Source organism: Sivoneniella epilithica UHCC 1019 (genome assembly GCF_040830845.1).
Lineage (GTDB): Bacteria > Cyanobacteriota > Cyanobacteriia > Leptolyngbyales > Leptolyngbyaceae > ULC077BIN1.
In genome coordinates this window covers 1-13,309 of sequence record NZ_JBFPDP010000011.1, presented here as the reverse complement: position 1 = coordinate 13,309, position 13,309 = coordinate 1, and the positions used below count along the sequence as shown (strand labels likewise).

Here is a 13,309-nt window from a genome sequence, read left to right as displayed (position 1 = left end):
GATAGAATGACTAAACGCACATTGGGCGGCACCAGCCGCAAACGTAAAAGAACTTCTGGGTTTCGCGCTCGGATGCGAACTTCAAATGGTCGGCGAGTGATTAAAGCTCGTAGACAGAAAGGACGGGCTAAGTTGTCGGTTTCTTAAGCGATCGCGGTTAGTGTGTGTGGGACTTGCCAAACAGAATCGGCTGAAGCATCGAAAGGATTTTAGTGCCGTTTATCAGCGAGGAACTCGCATCAAAACAGAGTACTTTTCCTTACGCATTCTCCGTAGATCGTCGAAAAACACTTTGAATTTGTCTCGGTTGATGCCAGCAACCAACTCCATGCAATTAGCTAGTTTAGAGTTGCCAACCCGAATTGGCGTTTCCATTAGTCTAAAAGTAGACAAGCGCTCAGTCGTGCGAAATCGAATTCGTCGTCAGATCCAAGCTGCTTTTCGTCACTTGCTGCCTCGCATGGCAAAAGGTTTAGATGTTTTGGTCGTGGTTCATCCTCCAGCAATTCAGTGCGGTTACTTACACTTTCTGCAAGAATTAGAGCAGGTACTCGCACACGCTGAGGTATTATATGGCGATTAAAGAGGATGTGTACTATGAGGGTGGTCCTCATATTGGAGATCTAATTTTCAATATTCTGTTAGGGTTTACCGTAATTTGTATTCCTCTGACGGTGGGCGCGATCGCCCGTGCTGTTTGGCTACGGTATCGGATTACGGATCGCAGAATTTCCGTTACGGGCGGTTGGAGAGGGCGCGATCGCTCAGACATCGTATACTCCCAAATTGCTAAAGTTGTAACAGTACCCCGTGGTTTAGGTGCTTGGGGTGATATGGTCGTTACGCTAAAAGATGGAAGCCGCTTAGAACTCAGAGCCGTACCTAAGTTTCGAGAGGTATATAACTTTATTACCGAGCAGCTTTCACCGGCTGCCAAAGCCGCGAGTGGTGGAATCGGCACTCAGCAGTAATATTTAGCCATCCTATCTAATAGTACTCTGGGTGTAATAACCGCACTTGTTCAGGGGCTGGCATCAGTCGGTATGCTGGGAATAGTGAATCACTGTAGATCTAGCGAACTCAAATAAGGGTCAGGATAACGCGAATGGACTTTGGTATCGGGTTTCTTTCCAACAATGTAATGCTGCCGATCCTGGACTTTTTTTACGGGGTTGTGCCGAGCTATGGTCTGGCGATCGTGGCGCTAACATTGGTCATTCGTCTTGCGCTTTATCCGCTTAGTGCTGGCTCAATTCGCAACATGCGCCGGATGAAGGTTGTTCAACCGGTCATGCAGAAGCGCCAGCAAGCCATTAAAGAGCGCTATAAGGATGACCCTGCAAAACAGCAAGAAGAGATGGCTAAGGTGATGCAGGAGCTAGGCAATCCGCTAGCAGGCTGTCTTCCTTTGCTCTTTCAAATGCCCATCCTGTTTGCGTTGTTTGCCACATTGCGGGGATCGCCTTTTTCAGACGTTCCCTATACGCTAAACTTTCAAGTCTTGCCTCGTGAGCAGGTCGAGCAAATTCAACCCCAAGCTTTTTTAACTAAGCCTCAAAATATCTACTTTGCGGATAGCATTCATGCGCCCATAATTGCGATCGCGCCCAGTGGCACCCAACTGGCGGTTGGCGAAAAAACTAAGATCGAATTTCAAACCCCAGAAGGCAAGCCCCTCAGCGATTTGCTAGCGCAATATCCTGACAGCGATCTGACCCCACGTTTTGAAATCGTTAGCGGTGCAGAACGGATTAAGCTCAACCCAGAAGGCACCATTGAAGCTTTGCAGCCTGGAGATGTGGCACTAAAGGCGATCGTTCCAGGTTTAGCAACCAATAAAGGATTTTTGTTTATCGACAAACTAGGACATGTGGGTGCCATTGATCCAGACGGCAAGATTCACTGGGATGTGGTCGGGATGATTGTCTTTTTTGGGATTAGCATTTACGTGAACCAGTTGCTCTCAGGGCAAGGTTCTACTGGAAACGCCAGCCAAGACAGCATCAATAAAATTACTCCCGTTTTGTTTTCTGGGATGTTTTTGTTCTTCCCGTTACCGGCTGGTGTGTTGATGTATATGGTAATCGCCAACATCTTCCAGACTGCGCAGACTTTTATCTTATCCCGCGAAGCCTTGCCAGAAGAAATCCAAAAGATAGTGGATGAAGAAGCAAAGGCAACTGCAAAAACGGAAAAGAAAGAGGGGAGTGAAACCATTCCGTTTGAACCAGGACGGACGAAAAAGAAAGCTCAGGGTTAGCTATGGAAAGCCGAGAACAGCGAGGTCAGCAGTGGTTAGAGAAATTGCTTCAGTATGCAGCGATTCCAACTTCCGTTCGATCAGAAAAAAGCCCAGAGTTCTGGGAGGATAGCTGTTGGTTGGTGATTGATGAAGCTCCATTAGTGCCTGAACAAATCCAAGCGCTAATGGGAGCAAAGGGCGAGGTTTTAGACTCGCTGCAATATTTAGCCAATACAATTCTCAATTTGAATCGAGAGTCGGAACAGCAGGGTGCATTCACGGTAGATTTAGCTGGTTATCGGTTACGTCGTTATGCTGAACTACAGGCGATCTCCGACCAAGCCGCTAGTGAAGCCCACGAAACAGGCACTGAAGTGGAGTTAAAAGGTTTATCTGCTGCAGAGCGTCGCCAAGTGCATACCATTTTGAAAGAACATACCGATCTAGAAACTCAAAGTCGGGGTCAAGAGCCAGATCGCCGACTGGTTGTGTCTTTGGTAAAAGCCCATTAACGGATTGGGTAAGGTGTTTGAGGAGAGTAGAACAGTACTATGGAACCCATTCATATTCCTCGGCTAGCTCGGTTACCTGAACAAACCGACGTTCAGCAGATTGATGAGGTGATGCCAGATTTGGGATCGCTGACTCCTGTTAAAGGGCAAGTTCGCGTTAAGCATCAAGGTAATTATTTAGAAGTGGGAGGGACGGCAGAGGCAATCATTACGCTTGCCTGCGATCGCTGTTTACAACACTATAACTATCGACTATCGATCACTCCAACAGAGCTAATTTGGCTTGATGAAACAGCTGAAGAATTTAATCATGCGCTCCTCGATCGCGATCTGGCTCCTGAAGATGTAGTGGAAACCCTACCGCCAGATGGATATTTCGATCCCGCAAAATGGCTTTACGAACAGCTTTGTCTAGAAATTCCTTTACGAAAACTCTGTGATAAGCAATGTAAAGGCATTCCACTACCCCAAGATGAGTCTACACCCGCCGTCAATACTGCGATTGATCGCCGTTGGGCTGGTTTAGCTGCTTTCAAAGATCAGCTATCTAGCCAAAATTAGTTTTTTAAGCCAAAAGCCCAACGATAATGAACCCATTGGACTTTAAACTGTGCTGTTAAGTTTGGTGCCATGAGTTTCAGTCATGAGTTTGAGCTATTTTTACGAGCGCGCTATCCGCTAATTTACATCCCCACTCAAGAAGAAGAACGGGTAGAAACCGCGATCGCCTACAGTGCCAAAACCCAAGGGAATCGCGCCGTCTATATTTGGGATTTTGTCGATGGTTATCATGGCAATCCCAATGATATAGGAGTTGGCAAACGGAATCCCCTTCAGGCATTAGAGCTAATTGAAAAGCTACCCGCTAACGCCCCCGCTATTTTTGTCCTGCGGGATTTCCATCGATTTTTGGAGGATGTGTCAGTAGCGCGTAAACTGCGAAATTTGGCGCGGCTGCTGAAGTCTCAGCCTAAAAATATTGTGATTTTGTCGCCCCAATTGACTATTCCCGAAGATTTGGGCGAAGTGCTGACGGTGATGGAATTTCCCTTACCCGCCGCTGCCGAAATTCGCTTAGAAGTGGAGCGATTGGTCAATGCTACAGGGCAAACCTTGGAGCCACGCACCTTAGATGAATTGGTGAGATCGTGCCAGGGTTTATCTATTGATCGCATTCGTCGGGTTTTGTCACGGGCGATCGCAACTCACGGTGAATTGCGATCTGAAGATGTGGAATTGGTTTTGGAAGAAAAACGCCAGATTATTCGGCAAACGCAAATTCTAGATTTTTATCCCACCACTGCCAACATTTCCGATATTGGCGGATTGGATAACTTGAAAGATTGGCTGCTGCGGCGTGGAGGTGCTTTTAGCGATCGCGCCCGACACTATGGCTTGCCCCATCCACGCGGGTTATTACTGGTGGGCATTCAAGGCACTGGCAAATCCCTGACCGCAAAAGCGATCGCCCACCATTGGCATCTGCCCCTATTAAGGCTGGATGTGGGTCGCCTGTTTGCCGGGTTAGTAGGGGAATCGGAATCGCGCACTCGCCAAATGATTCAACTGGCAGAGGCTCTGGCTCCCTGCATTTTGTGGATTGACGAAATTGATAAAGCCTTTTCAGGGCTGGATAGTCGTGGGGATGCAGGCACCACCAGCCGGGTGTTTGGCACCTTTGTCACCTGGATGGCAGAAAAGACCACGCCTGTTTTTGTCGTTGCCACGGCTAATAATATTCAAGCGTTGCCTCCAGAAATGTTGCGAAAAGGTCGGTTTGACGAAATCTTTTTTGTGGGGCTACCGAGTCAAGAAGAGCGCCATGCGATTTTTGCCGTCCATTTAGAACGGCTGCGTCCTCACACGCTCAAAAGCTATGACTGCGATCGCCTTGCCTACGAAACTCCTGATTTTTCTGGGGCAGAAATTGAGCAAACCTTAGTCGAAGCCATGCATATCGGCTTTAGCCAAAACCGCGACTTTACTACCGATGATATTTTGGAAGCCGCTAGCCAAATGGTGCCCCTTGCCCGCACGGCTCAAGAGCAAATTCAACTGTTGCAAGACTGGGCAGCCTCCGGTAAAGCACGCCTCGCTTCTAAACATAGTCCTCTTAGCTGTCGGATTCAACAGCAGATCCGGCAAACGGACGGGTAAATTTATTGACATAAACCATATACAACAATCGGCTCATTTTTCGGTGGCAATGATGTGTAAATCAATATGCTGTTTGTGGATCAGTTTCATCAGGCGTTGGGTAAAAGAGCCTTTGATCAAGCGCTTCCAGCCAGACTGTTGACTTTCACCAATCACAATCTGGGTTGCGTGACGATCGCTGGCAACTTGGGCGATCGCCTGTGCCACGTTGGGGCTATTCACCCGCAAAAATTCACCGCCAAACTCCTGACAGAGCCTCTCACAGGTTTCCACATGCAGGCTTTCCTCTTTGGTGAGAAAGCGATCGGGACTTGCCACAAATATGGCAAGTAGCGGTGCATTCATATAACCAGCAATGCGTCCGCCGCGCCGCAATAGTTGGATAGAGTTAAGATAAGTAGAAATACATACCAATACGCGCTCGTGAATATTGCAAGCTTGCCCTACGATGATAGTGTTGGCTTCCCCTTCTACGGTATCTGCAACTTCGCGCAGCGCCAGTTCCCGCAGGGCAATCAGGTTGCGCCGCTGAAAGAAATTTTCTAAAGACTGCTGAATTTTTTCGGGTGCGTAGATTTTTCCCTCTTGCAATCGCTCTTGCAAAGTTTCGGGGGTGACATCAATTACCACGACGGCATCCGCTTCTTCTAGCAGGCGATCGGGGATGCGCTCCCGCACGACTACGCCGGTAATCCTGGCTACCGTGTCATTCAAACTTTCAATATGCTGAATGTTGACGGTGGAATAGACATCAATCCCGGCTGCCAAAATCACTTCCACATCTTGATAGCGCTTTTCACGAGCCGACCCTGGAATGTTCGTGTGTGCCAATTCATCCACTAAGACCAACTGGGGCGATCGCGCGATTATCGCATCCGTGTCCATTTCTTCTAAAGGGCTGGCATCTTGCAGGATCACCCGGCGGGGCACTACCTCCAACCCAGCCACTTTTTCGGCAGTTCCTCGACGACCATGAGTTTCAATCATGCCAATCACCACATCTACCCCGTCTTGTTTCAGTAGATGAGCTTCTTCTAGCATCTTGTAGGTTTTACCGACACCGGGAGCCATACCGATGAAAATTTTGTGCTTGCCCCGATAAGTGGCAGAGGAGTAGAGCGCGTCTGGTGAATGAGCAGAATTATGCATAAAGCAGATGGCGAGTGAATGAACAGGAGATATTAGTAGCTGTGTTGTGACTCCTCAACTTGCAGGTTTTAGCCCATCCAGTGCCAGATTCAGCTTCAAAACATTTACGCCGGGTTCGCCAAAAATTCCTAGAAAGCGACCGTCGGTGTTTTGGGTAATCAGCATTTCAAGCTGGTTAGGATTGAGGTTCCGGGCTGTTGCAACTCGCTGGATTTGAGCTTGTGCCGCTTCTAGCGTGATGTGAGGATCAAGGCTGGAGCCAGAGGTGTAGACTAAATCCGCAGTGGGTTTAATGCCCGCTGTTTTTAGTTTGGGGATATCGCCTGCGATCGCTTTTTCTGGGTCAGGATCAGATTTACCTTTGATTCGATCTAACAATGCGGGATTACTGGGAGCCAGGTTACTCGCACCCGAAACGCCTGTTTTTAGAACTCCCGCTTGATCATCTTTGGGATCAGCCGTGCTGTAGTTGCTGGTGCTGGGGCGGCTATTAAAGTAGCGATCGGATGAAAAGGGTTGACCAATCAAGGCAGAACCCACCACTTGACCCTGAGCATTTTTCAGCAGGCTGCCATTTGCCTGAAACGGAAACACAACTTGCCCAATGATCAGCATGGCAAGCGGATACAAAACGGCAACCAATACCCACAGCACCAGCGTAGAGCGAATTGCTCTCGAAATTTCTCGCGTGACACTCATTAGAATCGCTCCGGTTGAAACATGACGACAAACAAATAAATTCCCAAGGCAACTACCCCTAAGCCCAAAATGCCCAGTGCATAGGATTGAGGGCGAGAAAGCTCATTGCCCGTGGCGGCTTGCACCGCTGGAGCTAGCAGCAGGTTGAAACACAGCGCTAGAAAGGCATAGCGAGGAAATTTCCGCTTGCGTCCGGCTTCCCAAATGTTGGCGAAATCATCTGCTAGAGTAGGCGACAAAACAGTCGTGAGTCCAGGAAGTTGTTTCATAGAAAAAATGGGTGATAGGAATTGATTTGTGGGATGCGTTTCGACTTCGCTCAACGCACTGACTTGTTGTGCTTACGAAAAAGGAATGATCAAGTCGATTAGCTTAATCGCAATAAACGGTGCAATCACACCTCCAACGCCGTAAATCAAGATGTTGCGTTGTAGCAATTGATCGGCAGTGAGCGGACGGAACTTCACGCCTTTGAGCGCCAGTGGAATCAACGCTGGGATGATCAGCGCATTGTAAATTAGGGCAGAGATGATGGCAGACTCAGGACTTTTCAGCCGCATGATGTTGAGTGCCCCAATGCCAGCCGCCGCAAAGATTGTCGGGATGATGGCAAAGTATTTGGCAATATCGTTGGCGATCGAAAACGTAGTGAGCGCTCCTCGTGTAATCAATAACTGCTTACCAATTGTCACCAGATCAATTAGCTTAGTTGGGTCAGAATCTAAATCCACCATGTTGGCAGCTTCTTTTGCCGCCTGGGTGCCAGAGTTCATCGCTACTCCCACGTTTGCCTGGGCTAATGCGGGAGCATCATTGGTGCCGTCGCCCGTCATCGCAACGAGTTTTCCCTGCGCTTGCTCGGCTCGAATCACTGAGATTTTGTCTTCTGGAGTCGCCTCAGCGATAAAATCATCCACCCCCGCTTCTTGAGCAATCACCGAGGCAGTAATCCGGTTGTCTCCCGTCAGCATGATGGTTTTTACGCCCATGCGTCGCAGTTGATCAAACCGTTCTCGCAATCCAGGTTTGACGATATCTTTGAGATAAATCACGCCGTAGATGTCGTTGTCTTTACAAACGGCAAGAGGGGTGCCGCCCAGTTTAGAAACATGCTCGTAGGCAGCATCTAAATCGGTGGGAATGCTTCCACTGCGCGAATCTCCTACGGAGACACTTCGCGATCGCACAAATCCCTTAATCGAATCCACTGCGCCCTTACGCACCTCACCACCATCGGGCAGATTGGTGCCGCTCATGCGAGTTCTGGCAGAGAATTCCACGCCCTCCGCTTTTTGCGAGTCAAAGGTTGCACTTGCGCCCAACTGCTCCGCCAATGCCACAATCGATCGCCCCTCTGGGGTTTCATCAAACACACTGGCAGCTAAGGAAATCGCGGCAACGTCTTCTAAGGAGTGACCATTCACCGGAATAAATTCATCTGCTAAGCGATTTCCTAAAGTAATCGTTCCAGTTTTATCGAGAACTAAGGTGTTGATATCGCCGCAGGCTTCCACAGCGCGACCAGAGGTGGCAATCACATTAAACTGAGCCACCCGATCCATGCCTGCAATGCCGATCGCGCTCAACAATCCGCCAATAGTCGTGGGAATTAGGGCAACCAACAGGGCAACCATGATCGCGATCGTGGTGGGCGCACCCACAAAGTTTGCTAAGGGTGGCACCGTTGACACCACAATCAAAAACACCAGCGTCAACACTGCCAGCAGTACCGTCAGCGCAATTTCGTTGGGGGTTTTGCTGCGGGAGGCTCCTTCAACTAGGGCAATCATGCGATCGATAAAGCCCTGTCCTGGATCGGAAGTTACCCGAATCACCAGTTCATCCGACAAAATCCGGGTGCCGCCCGTGACTGAACTAGCAATATCCGTGCCGGGTTGCTTCAGCACCGGAGCCGATTCGCCCGTAATCGCTGACTCATCTACCGAAGCGATGCCCTGAACCACTTCGCCATCCGCCGGAATCATGTCACCCGCCACGATTTTCACTTGATCGCCCCGCCGCAACTCGGTAGAGTTAACCTGCTGAATTGAGCCATCGGGCAACAACTTCCGGGCAGTGGTATCCGATCGCGTCGATCGCAGCGCATCCGCCTGAGCTTTACCGCGCCCCTCAGCGATCGCTTCCGCAAAGTTGGCAAACACGACTGTAAAAAACAAAATCAGCGTAATCAAACCATTCAGCAACCGTTGCTTACCTGTATCCGGCACTGTGCCAAATAAGTTTGGGTCAAACGTCAACAACGCCGTCACAATGGTGCCAAGCCACACCACAAACATGACTGGATTTTGGATAGCATGACGCGGATCGAGCTTGATAAACGCTTCTCGAATCGCCCGTTGATACAGCCCAGACATATCCACTTTAGGCGTGTGTCTGCGGGAATCGCGAGGACCAGAAGGTGTGGAAATAGAGTTGGAAGTCATAGGAGTGCGAAGGACAAGTTTTGAGTTTTGAGTTTTGAATGACCCGCGAGAAAAGCACCAAAACTTTAGCCGCCTCGCGCCAGTTGAAAGGCTTCGGCGATCGGACCCAGTGCCAGAATTGGAAAGAAGGTCAACGCGCCCATGACTAAAATTACGCCTCCGGTGACTCCGGTAAACAGTAGCGTATCGGTGCGTAGGGTTGCCACGGTTTCCGGCACAGGCTGCTTGCGTGACATACTGTCTGCCAAGAGCAGCAGGGCAATGATGGGAACATAGCGTCCAACGAGCAGGCTAAAGGATGCGCTCAGGTTCCACCACAAACCCGTGGGGGCGGGTTGACTGTCGGCTAAACCTTCAAAACCAGAGCCATTGTTGGCGGCAGCGGAGGCGTATTCATAAATCACCTGGGACAATCCATGAAAGCCAGGATTGCTGATACCCGCCAATTGATCGGGGAAGGCAAGGGTAATCGCACCGGGGATTAAGACCGCGATCGGGTGAACTAGCAGCAGCAGCAAGCTAGACAGTACCACTTCGCGTTTTTCAATCTTGCGCCCTAAAAATTCTGGGGTGCGCCCAACCATCAAGCCCGTAGCAAACACCGCCAGAATCAGGTAGGCAAATAGGTATGCTGTTCCCGTTCCCTGACCGCCCCAAATAATTTGCAGAAATAAATTGGATAACGTAGCAAATCCGCCCGGTGGCATGAAAGAGTCATGTAGACTGTTGACTGCGCCGCACATGGTTCCGGTCGTCGTGACGGCAAATAGAGCAGACTGCGCCCAGCCAAATCGCACTTCCTTTCCTTCCAAGTTAGGCTGCTGGCTCCCTAACAGTGTATTCACCGCCGGATTGCCCTGATATTCGCCAATTCCGGCAATGATAATAAACGTGATGTAAATGGCGAGTACCAGCCCATAGACCAGCCATGCCTGCTTGCGGTTGTTGGCAACCACGCCATAGGTGTAGATAAATGCCGATGGGATGCTGACCATTGCCACAATCTGAATTAGATTGGTGGCAGGATTAGGATTCTCGAATGGGTGAGCGGAGTTAATCGCAAAAAAGCCGCCGCCGTTTTCGCCCAACTGCTTGAGAATTTCAAAGTGAGCAACGGGACCGATCGCGATCGCCTGACTCACTGCCGGGTCTTCTAACGTCGGCACCACCACTGGACCAGACAGAGTTTCGGGTACGCCCAACACCATTAGCGCGATCGCGCCCACAATGCCAATCGGCAGCAAAATTCGGGTAATCGAGCGGGTCAAATCCACATAGAAGTTGCCCAACGGTCTACCCGTTAAGCCGCGAATGAAGGCAATCCCCACTGCCAAGCCAGTCGCTGCTGAGGTGAAAAACATAAAACCCAACGCCGCAACCTGGCTGAAATAACTAAACGTCGTTTCGCCGGAGTAATGCTGCTGGTTCGTGTTCGTCACAAACGAAATCGTCGTGTGCAATGCCGTATCCCAGGTAGGTGCCCCTAGCTGAGTTGGGTTCAGCGGCAATCCACCTTGCAACATGAAGATCGCAAAGATCATCACCGCCATTGCTAAGTTGCTATACAGGACGGCTCTCGCATATTGCCAGCCTGTCATATCTTCTTTTTGGACTGCGCTAAGCTTAAAAATTAGCCGCTCAACGAGTGTCATTACTGGGTCGAGCCAGGTTTTTTGATCTAAAAAAACGCGCGCCATGTATCCTCCCAAAAAGGGAGTGATCAAAACTACTAGCGCCACGGTCAATGCTATTTGTATCCAGCCTTGCAACATGATCTAATATCAATCCTTGATGCGCGATCGCTTCTGGTCTCATCCTGCAATACTGCGCTCTCAGGGACTATTGGTTAAATGATATAAATTGCGTTTAGAGTCCAAAGGCTAGCGTTTAGAGTGCGTTTAGATTTCTATACCAAATTACCTAAACGCGGTGGGGTGGGAAGTTTTGAGTTTTGAGTTTTGAGTTATGACAGCATCTAAATCGCGTTCAACCTATGGTTTCATTGGCGGCTTGTTTGCGATCGCGCTGATGTTGGAATACAGCACGCCACCTGAGTATGTGGTTGGCTACTTGTATAGTGGAGCGATCCTGCTGGCAAATGCGCGGTTGAGCCAATCTGCGACCTTTTGGGTAACGGCGATCGCGGTCATTTTAACCCTATCTAATATCTGGATTCCCCAAGGACAACTCGCCGGATTTCCAATTTTGGCAAATCGCCTGATTGCAGTGCTGGCGCTGATCGTGACTGGATTATTGGGCGATCGCCTGCGCCAAAGTGAAGATGCGATCGCCCAGCAAAAAGCGAAACTGCAAGCCCAAGAGCAACTCGCTCAAGTGCGAGAAGATTTTGCCTCCACGCTAACCCATGATCTGAAAACACCGTTATTGGGCGCGATCGAAACCCTGACGGCGTTTCAGCAAGAGCGCTTTGGGGCAGTATTGCCCACTCAGCAAAAAGTCTTAGCGACAATGAAACGCAGCCAACAAACTAGCCTACAACTGGTGGAAACGCTGCTTGATGTCTATCGCAACGATACCGAAGGCTTAACCCTCCAGCTTGAACCCGTCGATCTGGCAACCTTAACCGAAGAAGTGGCAAGTACCCTGACCGATCTGGCGGCTGCCCGCAGGGTGCATTTATCTGTTAACTATGGCGACTCCGATTTTCGCCGATCGCTATGGGTGAATGGCGATCCGTTTCAGCTTCAGCGCGTCCTCTCCAACCTGTTGATTAATGCGATCAATCACTCGCGCCGGGGCGATCGCGTAGAAGTCACCTTAGAATCGCAAGCCTCCTATCAAGTCGTGAAAGTGTGGGATACGGGCGCAGGGCTACAACCTGAAGAATTTTCTCATTTATTTGAGCGGTTTTTTCAAGGACAGAGCGATCGCCCCACCATCAAAGGCTCTGGCTTAGGACTTTACTTATCCCGCCAAATTATCGAAGCCCATAGCGGTACAATCTGGGCAGAGAACCGATTTTCCCAAAGCAGCGCGATCGGCAAAGATCGACCAGAAATCATCGCTGGTGCCATCTTCGCCTTCAAACTGCCTGTCTACCCTCGTCCGCTGATTTAACAACATGTCGCCTGTCCGAATTTTGCTGGTCGAAGACGATGAACTGTTTCGTTTAGGGCTGCGAGTGCGCCTCCAGCAAGAGCCAGATCTAGAAATTGTGGCAGAAGCAGAAGACGGCGAAACGGCGGTGGAACTTGCCACTCAGCAGTCCCTAGATGTGGTGTTGTTAGATGTTGGTTTACCCGGAATCGGCGGCTTGGAAGCCTGTCGGCAAATTAAACAGCAATCAAACCTGCCCATTTTGGTGCTTACCTCCCATTCCCAAACGACGTTGATTACTCGATTGATTGAAGCAGGGGCGCAGGGTTACTGTCTCAAAGGAATTGCAGCCGAAACCTTAGTGCTGGCATTGCGATCGATCGCGGCAGGGGCATCCTGGTGGGATCAAACTGCAACAAAGGAAATTCGGTCTGCCTTGGAGAATCCCATCCCAAAGGAAGAACTGGATAATCGTGCTGTTTTGACCCATCCCTTAACTCACCGCGAACAAGAGATCCTAGAACTGTTGGCATCCGGCAAGACCAATCAAGAAATTGCCGATCTGCTCTACATTGCTTCCGGCACGGTGCGAGTTCATGTTCACGCGATTTTACACAAGCTAGAGGTGCGCGATCGCACTCAGGCAGTGATTGTAGCGCTACAACAGCACCTCATCCCCCAAAATCATTAGCAGGGTGGTTTCATGTTAGCCAGCGAAAAACTTGATGGATTTGGTTGGCAAGATCGCGAATGCAATCAGGAATAGTTCGAGCGCCCAAGCGACGGGCGAGGGTAATGAGAAACGAGTTAAAAACTGCCCAACTAATTGGGGCAAAGCCGCCTTGACGAGGAGGATAATCTTCTTTCAGAGTGACATCTTTGACCCAGTGCAAGCCATTTTCAATCTGCCAGTGGTCGCGAGTTAACTGAAGGAAGGCTATGGCATCCAGGTTCCAATTACTCAGATAATATTGCTCGTGAGTAAAGGGATTTCCAGACCGAATGCCTTGGCGCTTGACCCAAATGAGGCGAGTGATGCCCGCTTTTGT

The 13,309-nt window shown here is 49.8% G+C and carries 14 protein-coding genes and 1 pseudogene; 9 read left to right on the top strand and 6 right to left on the bottom strand.

Annotation, left to right across the window (positions count from 1 at the left end):
* Nucleotides 1-6: 6 nt before the first annotated feature.
* The 7 genes from rpmH to AB3R30_RS09090 all read left to right on the top strand — a co-directional run bounded on the left by rpmH (nt 7) and on the right by AB3R30_RS09090 (nt 4,911).
* A complete protein-coding gene (gene rpmH / locus AB3R30_RS09120; protein WP_458648863.1) occupies nt 7-147 on the top strand; it encodes a 50S ribosomal protein L34 in 141 nt (46 codons plus the stop codon).
* A 19-nt stretch (nt 148-166) separates the two neighbouring features.
* On the top strand, nt 167-583 hold the full coding sequence (gene rnpA / locus AB3R30_RS09115; RefSeq protein WP_458648862.1) for a ribonuclease P protein component: 417 nt from the start codon (nt 167-169) through the stop codon (nt 581-583).
* Complete coding sequence (locus tag AB3R30_RS09110; protein WP_458648861.1) at nt 573-971, top strand: PH domain-containing protein; 399 nt, start codon at nt 573-575, stop codon at nt 969-971. The genes rnpA and AB3R30_RS09110 overlap by 11 nt, the downstream gene beginning before the upstream one ends.
* A gap of 134 nt (nt 972-1,105) precedes the next feature.
* Nucleotides 1,106-2,260, top strand: a complete 1,155-nt coding sequence (yidC, locus tag AB3R30_RS09105) for a membrane protein insertase YidC (protein WP_458648860.1) — start codon at nt 1,106-1,108, stop codon at nt 2,258-2,260.
* 2 nt (nt 2,261-2,262) lie between these two features.
* Nucleotides 2,263-2,754 carry a Jag family protein gene (locus AB3R30_RS09100; protein WP_458648859.1) on the top strand — a complete coding sequence of 164 codons (492 nt, stop codon included), beginning with the start codon at nt 2,263-2,265 and terminating at the stop codon, nt 2,752-2,754.
* A 39-nt stretch (nt 2,755-2,793) separates the two neighbouring features.
* Nucleotides 2,794-3,315: a YceD family protein gene (locus AB3R30_RS09095; protein ID WP_458648858.1), complete on the top strand. Its 522-nt coding sequence runs from the start codon at nt 2,794-2,796 to the stop codon at nt 3,313-3,315.
* A gap of 69 nt (nt 3,316-3,384) precedes the next feature.
* Nucleotides 3,385-4,911, top strand: a complete 1,527-nt coding sequence (locus tag AB3R30_RS09090; RefSeq protein WP_458648857.1) for an AAA family ATPase — start codon at nt 3,385-3,387, stop codon at nt 4,909-4,911.
* A 33-nt stretch (nt 4,912-4,944) separates the two neighbouring features.
* On the opposite strand, the gene AB3R30_RS09085 is transcribed toward AB3R30_RS09090, so the two are convergent.
* The 5 genes from AB3R30_RS09085 to kdpA all read right to left on the bottom strand — a co-directional run bounded on the left by AB3R30_RS09085 (nt 4,945) and on the right by kdpA (nt 10,975).
* On the bottom strand, nt 4,945-6,060 hold the full coding sequence (locus AB3R30_RS09085; protein ID WP_458648856.1) for a sensor protein KdpD: 1,116 nt from the start codon (nt 6,058-6,060) through the stop codon (nt 4,945-4,947).
* A gap of 54 nt (nt 6,061-6,114) precedes the next feature.
* Nucleotides 6,115-6,759, bottom strand: a complete 645-nt coding sequence (kdpC, locus tag AB3R30_RS09080; protein WP_458648855.1) for a K(+)-transporting ATPase subunit C — start codon at nt 6,757-6,759, stop codon at nt 6,115-6,117.
* A complete protein-coding gene (gene kdpF / locus AB3R30_RS09075; protein ID WP_458648854.1) occupies nt 6,759-7,028 on the bottom strand; it encodes a K(+)-transporting ATPase subunit F in 270 nt (89 codons plus the stop codon). The genes kdpC and kdpF overlap by 1 nt, the downstream gene beginning before the upstream one ends.
* A gap of 72 nt (nt 7,029-7,100) precedes the next feature.
* On the bottom strand, nt 7,101-9,203 hold the full coding sequence (kdpB, locus tag AB3R30_RS09070; RefSeq protein ID WP_458648853.1) for a potassium-transporting ATPase subunit KdpB: 2,103 nt from the start codon (nt 9,201-9,203) through the stop codon (nt 7,101-7,103).
* Between the two features lie 65 nt (nt 9,204-9,268).
* Nucleotides 9,269-10,975 carry a potassium-transporting ATPase subunit KdpA gene (kdpA, locus tag AB3R30_RS09065; protein WP_458648852.1) on the bottom strand — a complete coding sequence of 569 codons (1,707 nt, stop codon included), beginning with the start codon at nt 10,973-10,975 and terminating at the stop codon, nt 9,269-9,271.
* Nucleotides 10,976-11,168: 193 nt separating this feature from the next.
* Between kdpA and AB3R30_RS09060 the strand changes: the two genes are divergently transcribed.
* Both AB3R30_RS09060 and AB3R30_RS09055 read left to right on the top strand, forming a co-directional pair.
* Nucleotides 11,169-12,281 (top strand): sensor histidine kinase, encoded by a 1,113-nt coding sequence (locus AB3R30_RS09060; protein WP_458648851.1) that lies wholly within the window; start codon nt 11,169-11,171, stop codon nt 12,279-12,281.
* Between the two features lie 4 nt (nt 12,282-12,285).
* Nucleotides 12,286-12,951 (top strand): response regulator, encoded by a 666-nt coding sequence (locus AB3R30_RS09055; protein WP_458648850.1) that lies wholly within the window; start codon nt 12,286-12,288, stop codon nt 12,949-12,951.
* Between the two features lie 10 nt (nt 12,952-12,961).
* On the opposite strand, the pseudogene AB3R30_RS09050 reads toward AB3R30_RS09055, so the two are convergent.
* Nucleotides 12,962-13,309 (bottom strand): annotated as a pseudogene (locus tag AB3R30_RS09050) (hypothetical protein); the annotation flags it as partial.

Bases quoted from the DNA above. Each gene is read 5' to 3' on its own strand.
- rpmH (WP_458648863.1), top strand. From the start codon at position 7: ATGACTAAACGCACATTGGGCGGCACCAGCCGCAAACGTAAAAGAACT.
- AB3R30_RS09110 (WP_458648861.1), top strand. From the start codon at position 573: ATGGCGATTAAAGAGGATGTGTACTATGAGGGTGGTCCTCATATTGGA.
- yidC (WP_458648860.1), top strand. From the start codon at position 1,106: ATGGACTTTGGTATCGGGTTTCTTTCCAACAATGTAATGCTGCCGATC.
- AB3R30_RS09100 (WP_458648859.1), top strand. From the start codon at position 2,263: ATGGAAAGCCGAGAACAGCGAGGTCAGCAGTGGTTAGAGAAATTGCTT.
- AB3R30_RS09095 (WP_458648858.1), top strand. From the start codon at position 2,794: ATGGAACCCATTCATATTCCTCGGCTAGCTCGGTTACCTGAACAAACC.
- AB3R30_RS09090 (WP_458648857.1), top strand. From the start codon at position 3,385: ATGAGTTTCAGTCATGAGTTTGAGCTATTTTTACGAGCGCGCTATCCG.
- AB3R30_RS09085 (WP_458648856.1), bottom strand. From the start codon at position 6,060: ATGCATAATTCTGCTCATTCACCAGACGCGCTCTACTCCTCTGCCACT.
- kdpC (WP_458648855.1), bottom strand. From the start codon at position 6,759: ATGAGTGTCACGCGAGAAATTTCGAGAGCAATTCGCTCTACGCTGGTG.
- kdpF (WP_458648854.1), bottom strand. From the start codon at position 7,028: ATGAAACAACTTCCTGGACTCACGACTGTTTTGTCGCCTACTCTAGCA.
- kdpB (WP_458648853.1), bottom strand. From the start codon at position 9,203: ATGACTTCCAACTCTATTTCCACACCTTCTGGTCCTCGCGATTCCCGC.
- kdpA (WP_458648852.1), bottom strand. From the start codon at position 10,975: ATGTTGCAAGGCTGGATACAAATAGCATTGACCGTGGCGCTAGTAGTT.
- AB3R30_RS09060 (WP_458648851.1), top strand. From the start codon at position 11,169: ATGACAGCATCTAAATCGCGTTCAACCTATGGTTTCATTGGCGGCTTG.
- AB3R30_RS09055 (WP_458648850.1), top strand. From the start codon at position 12,286: ATGTCGCCTGTCCGAATTTTGCTGGTCGAAGACGATGAACTGTTTCGT.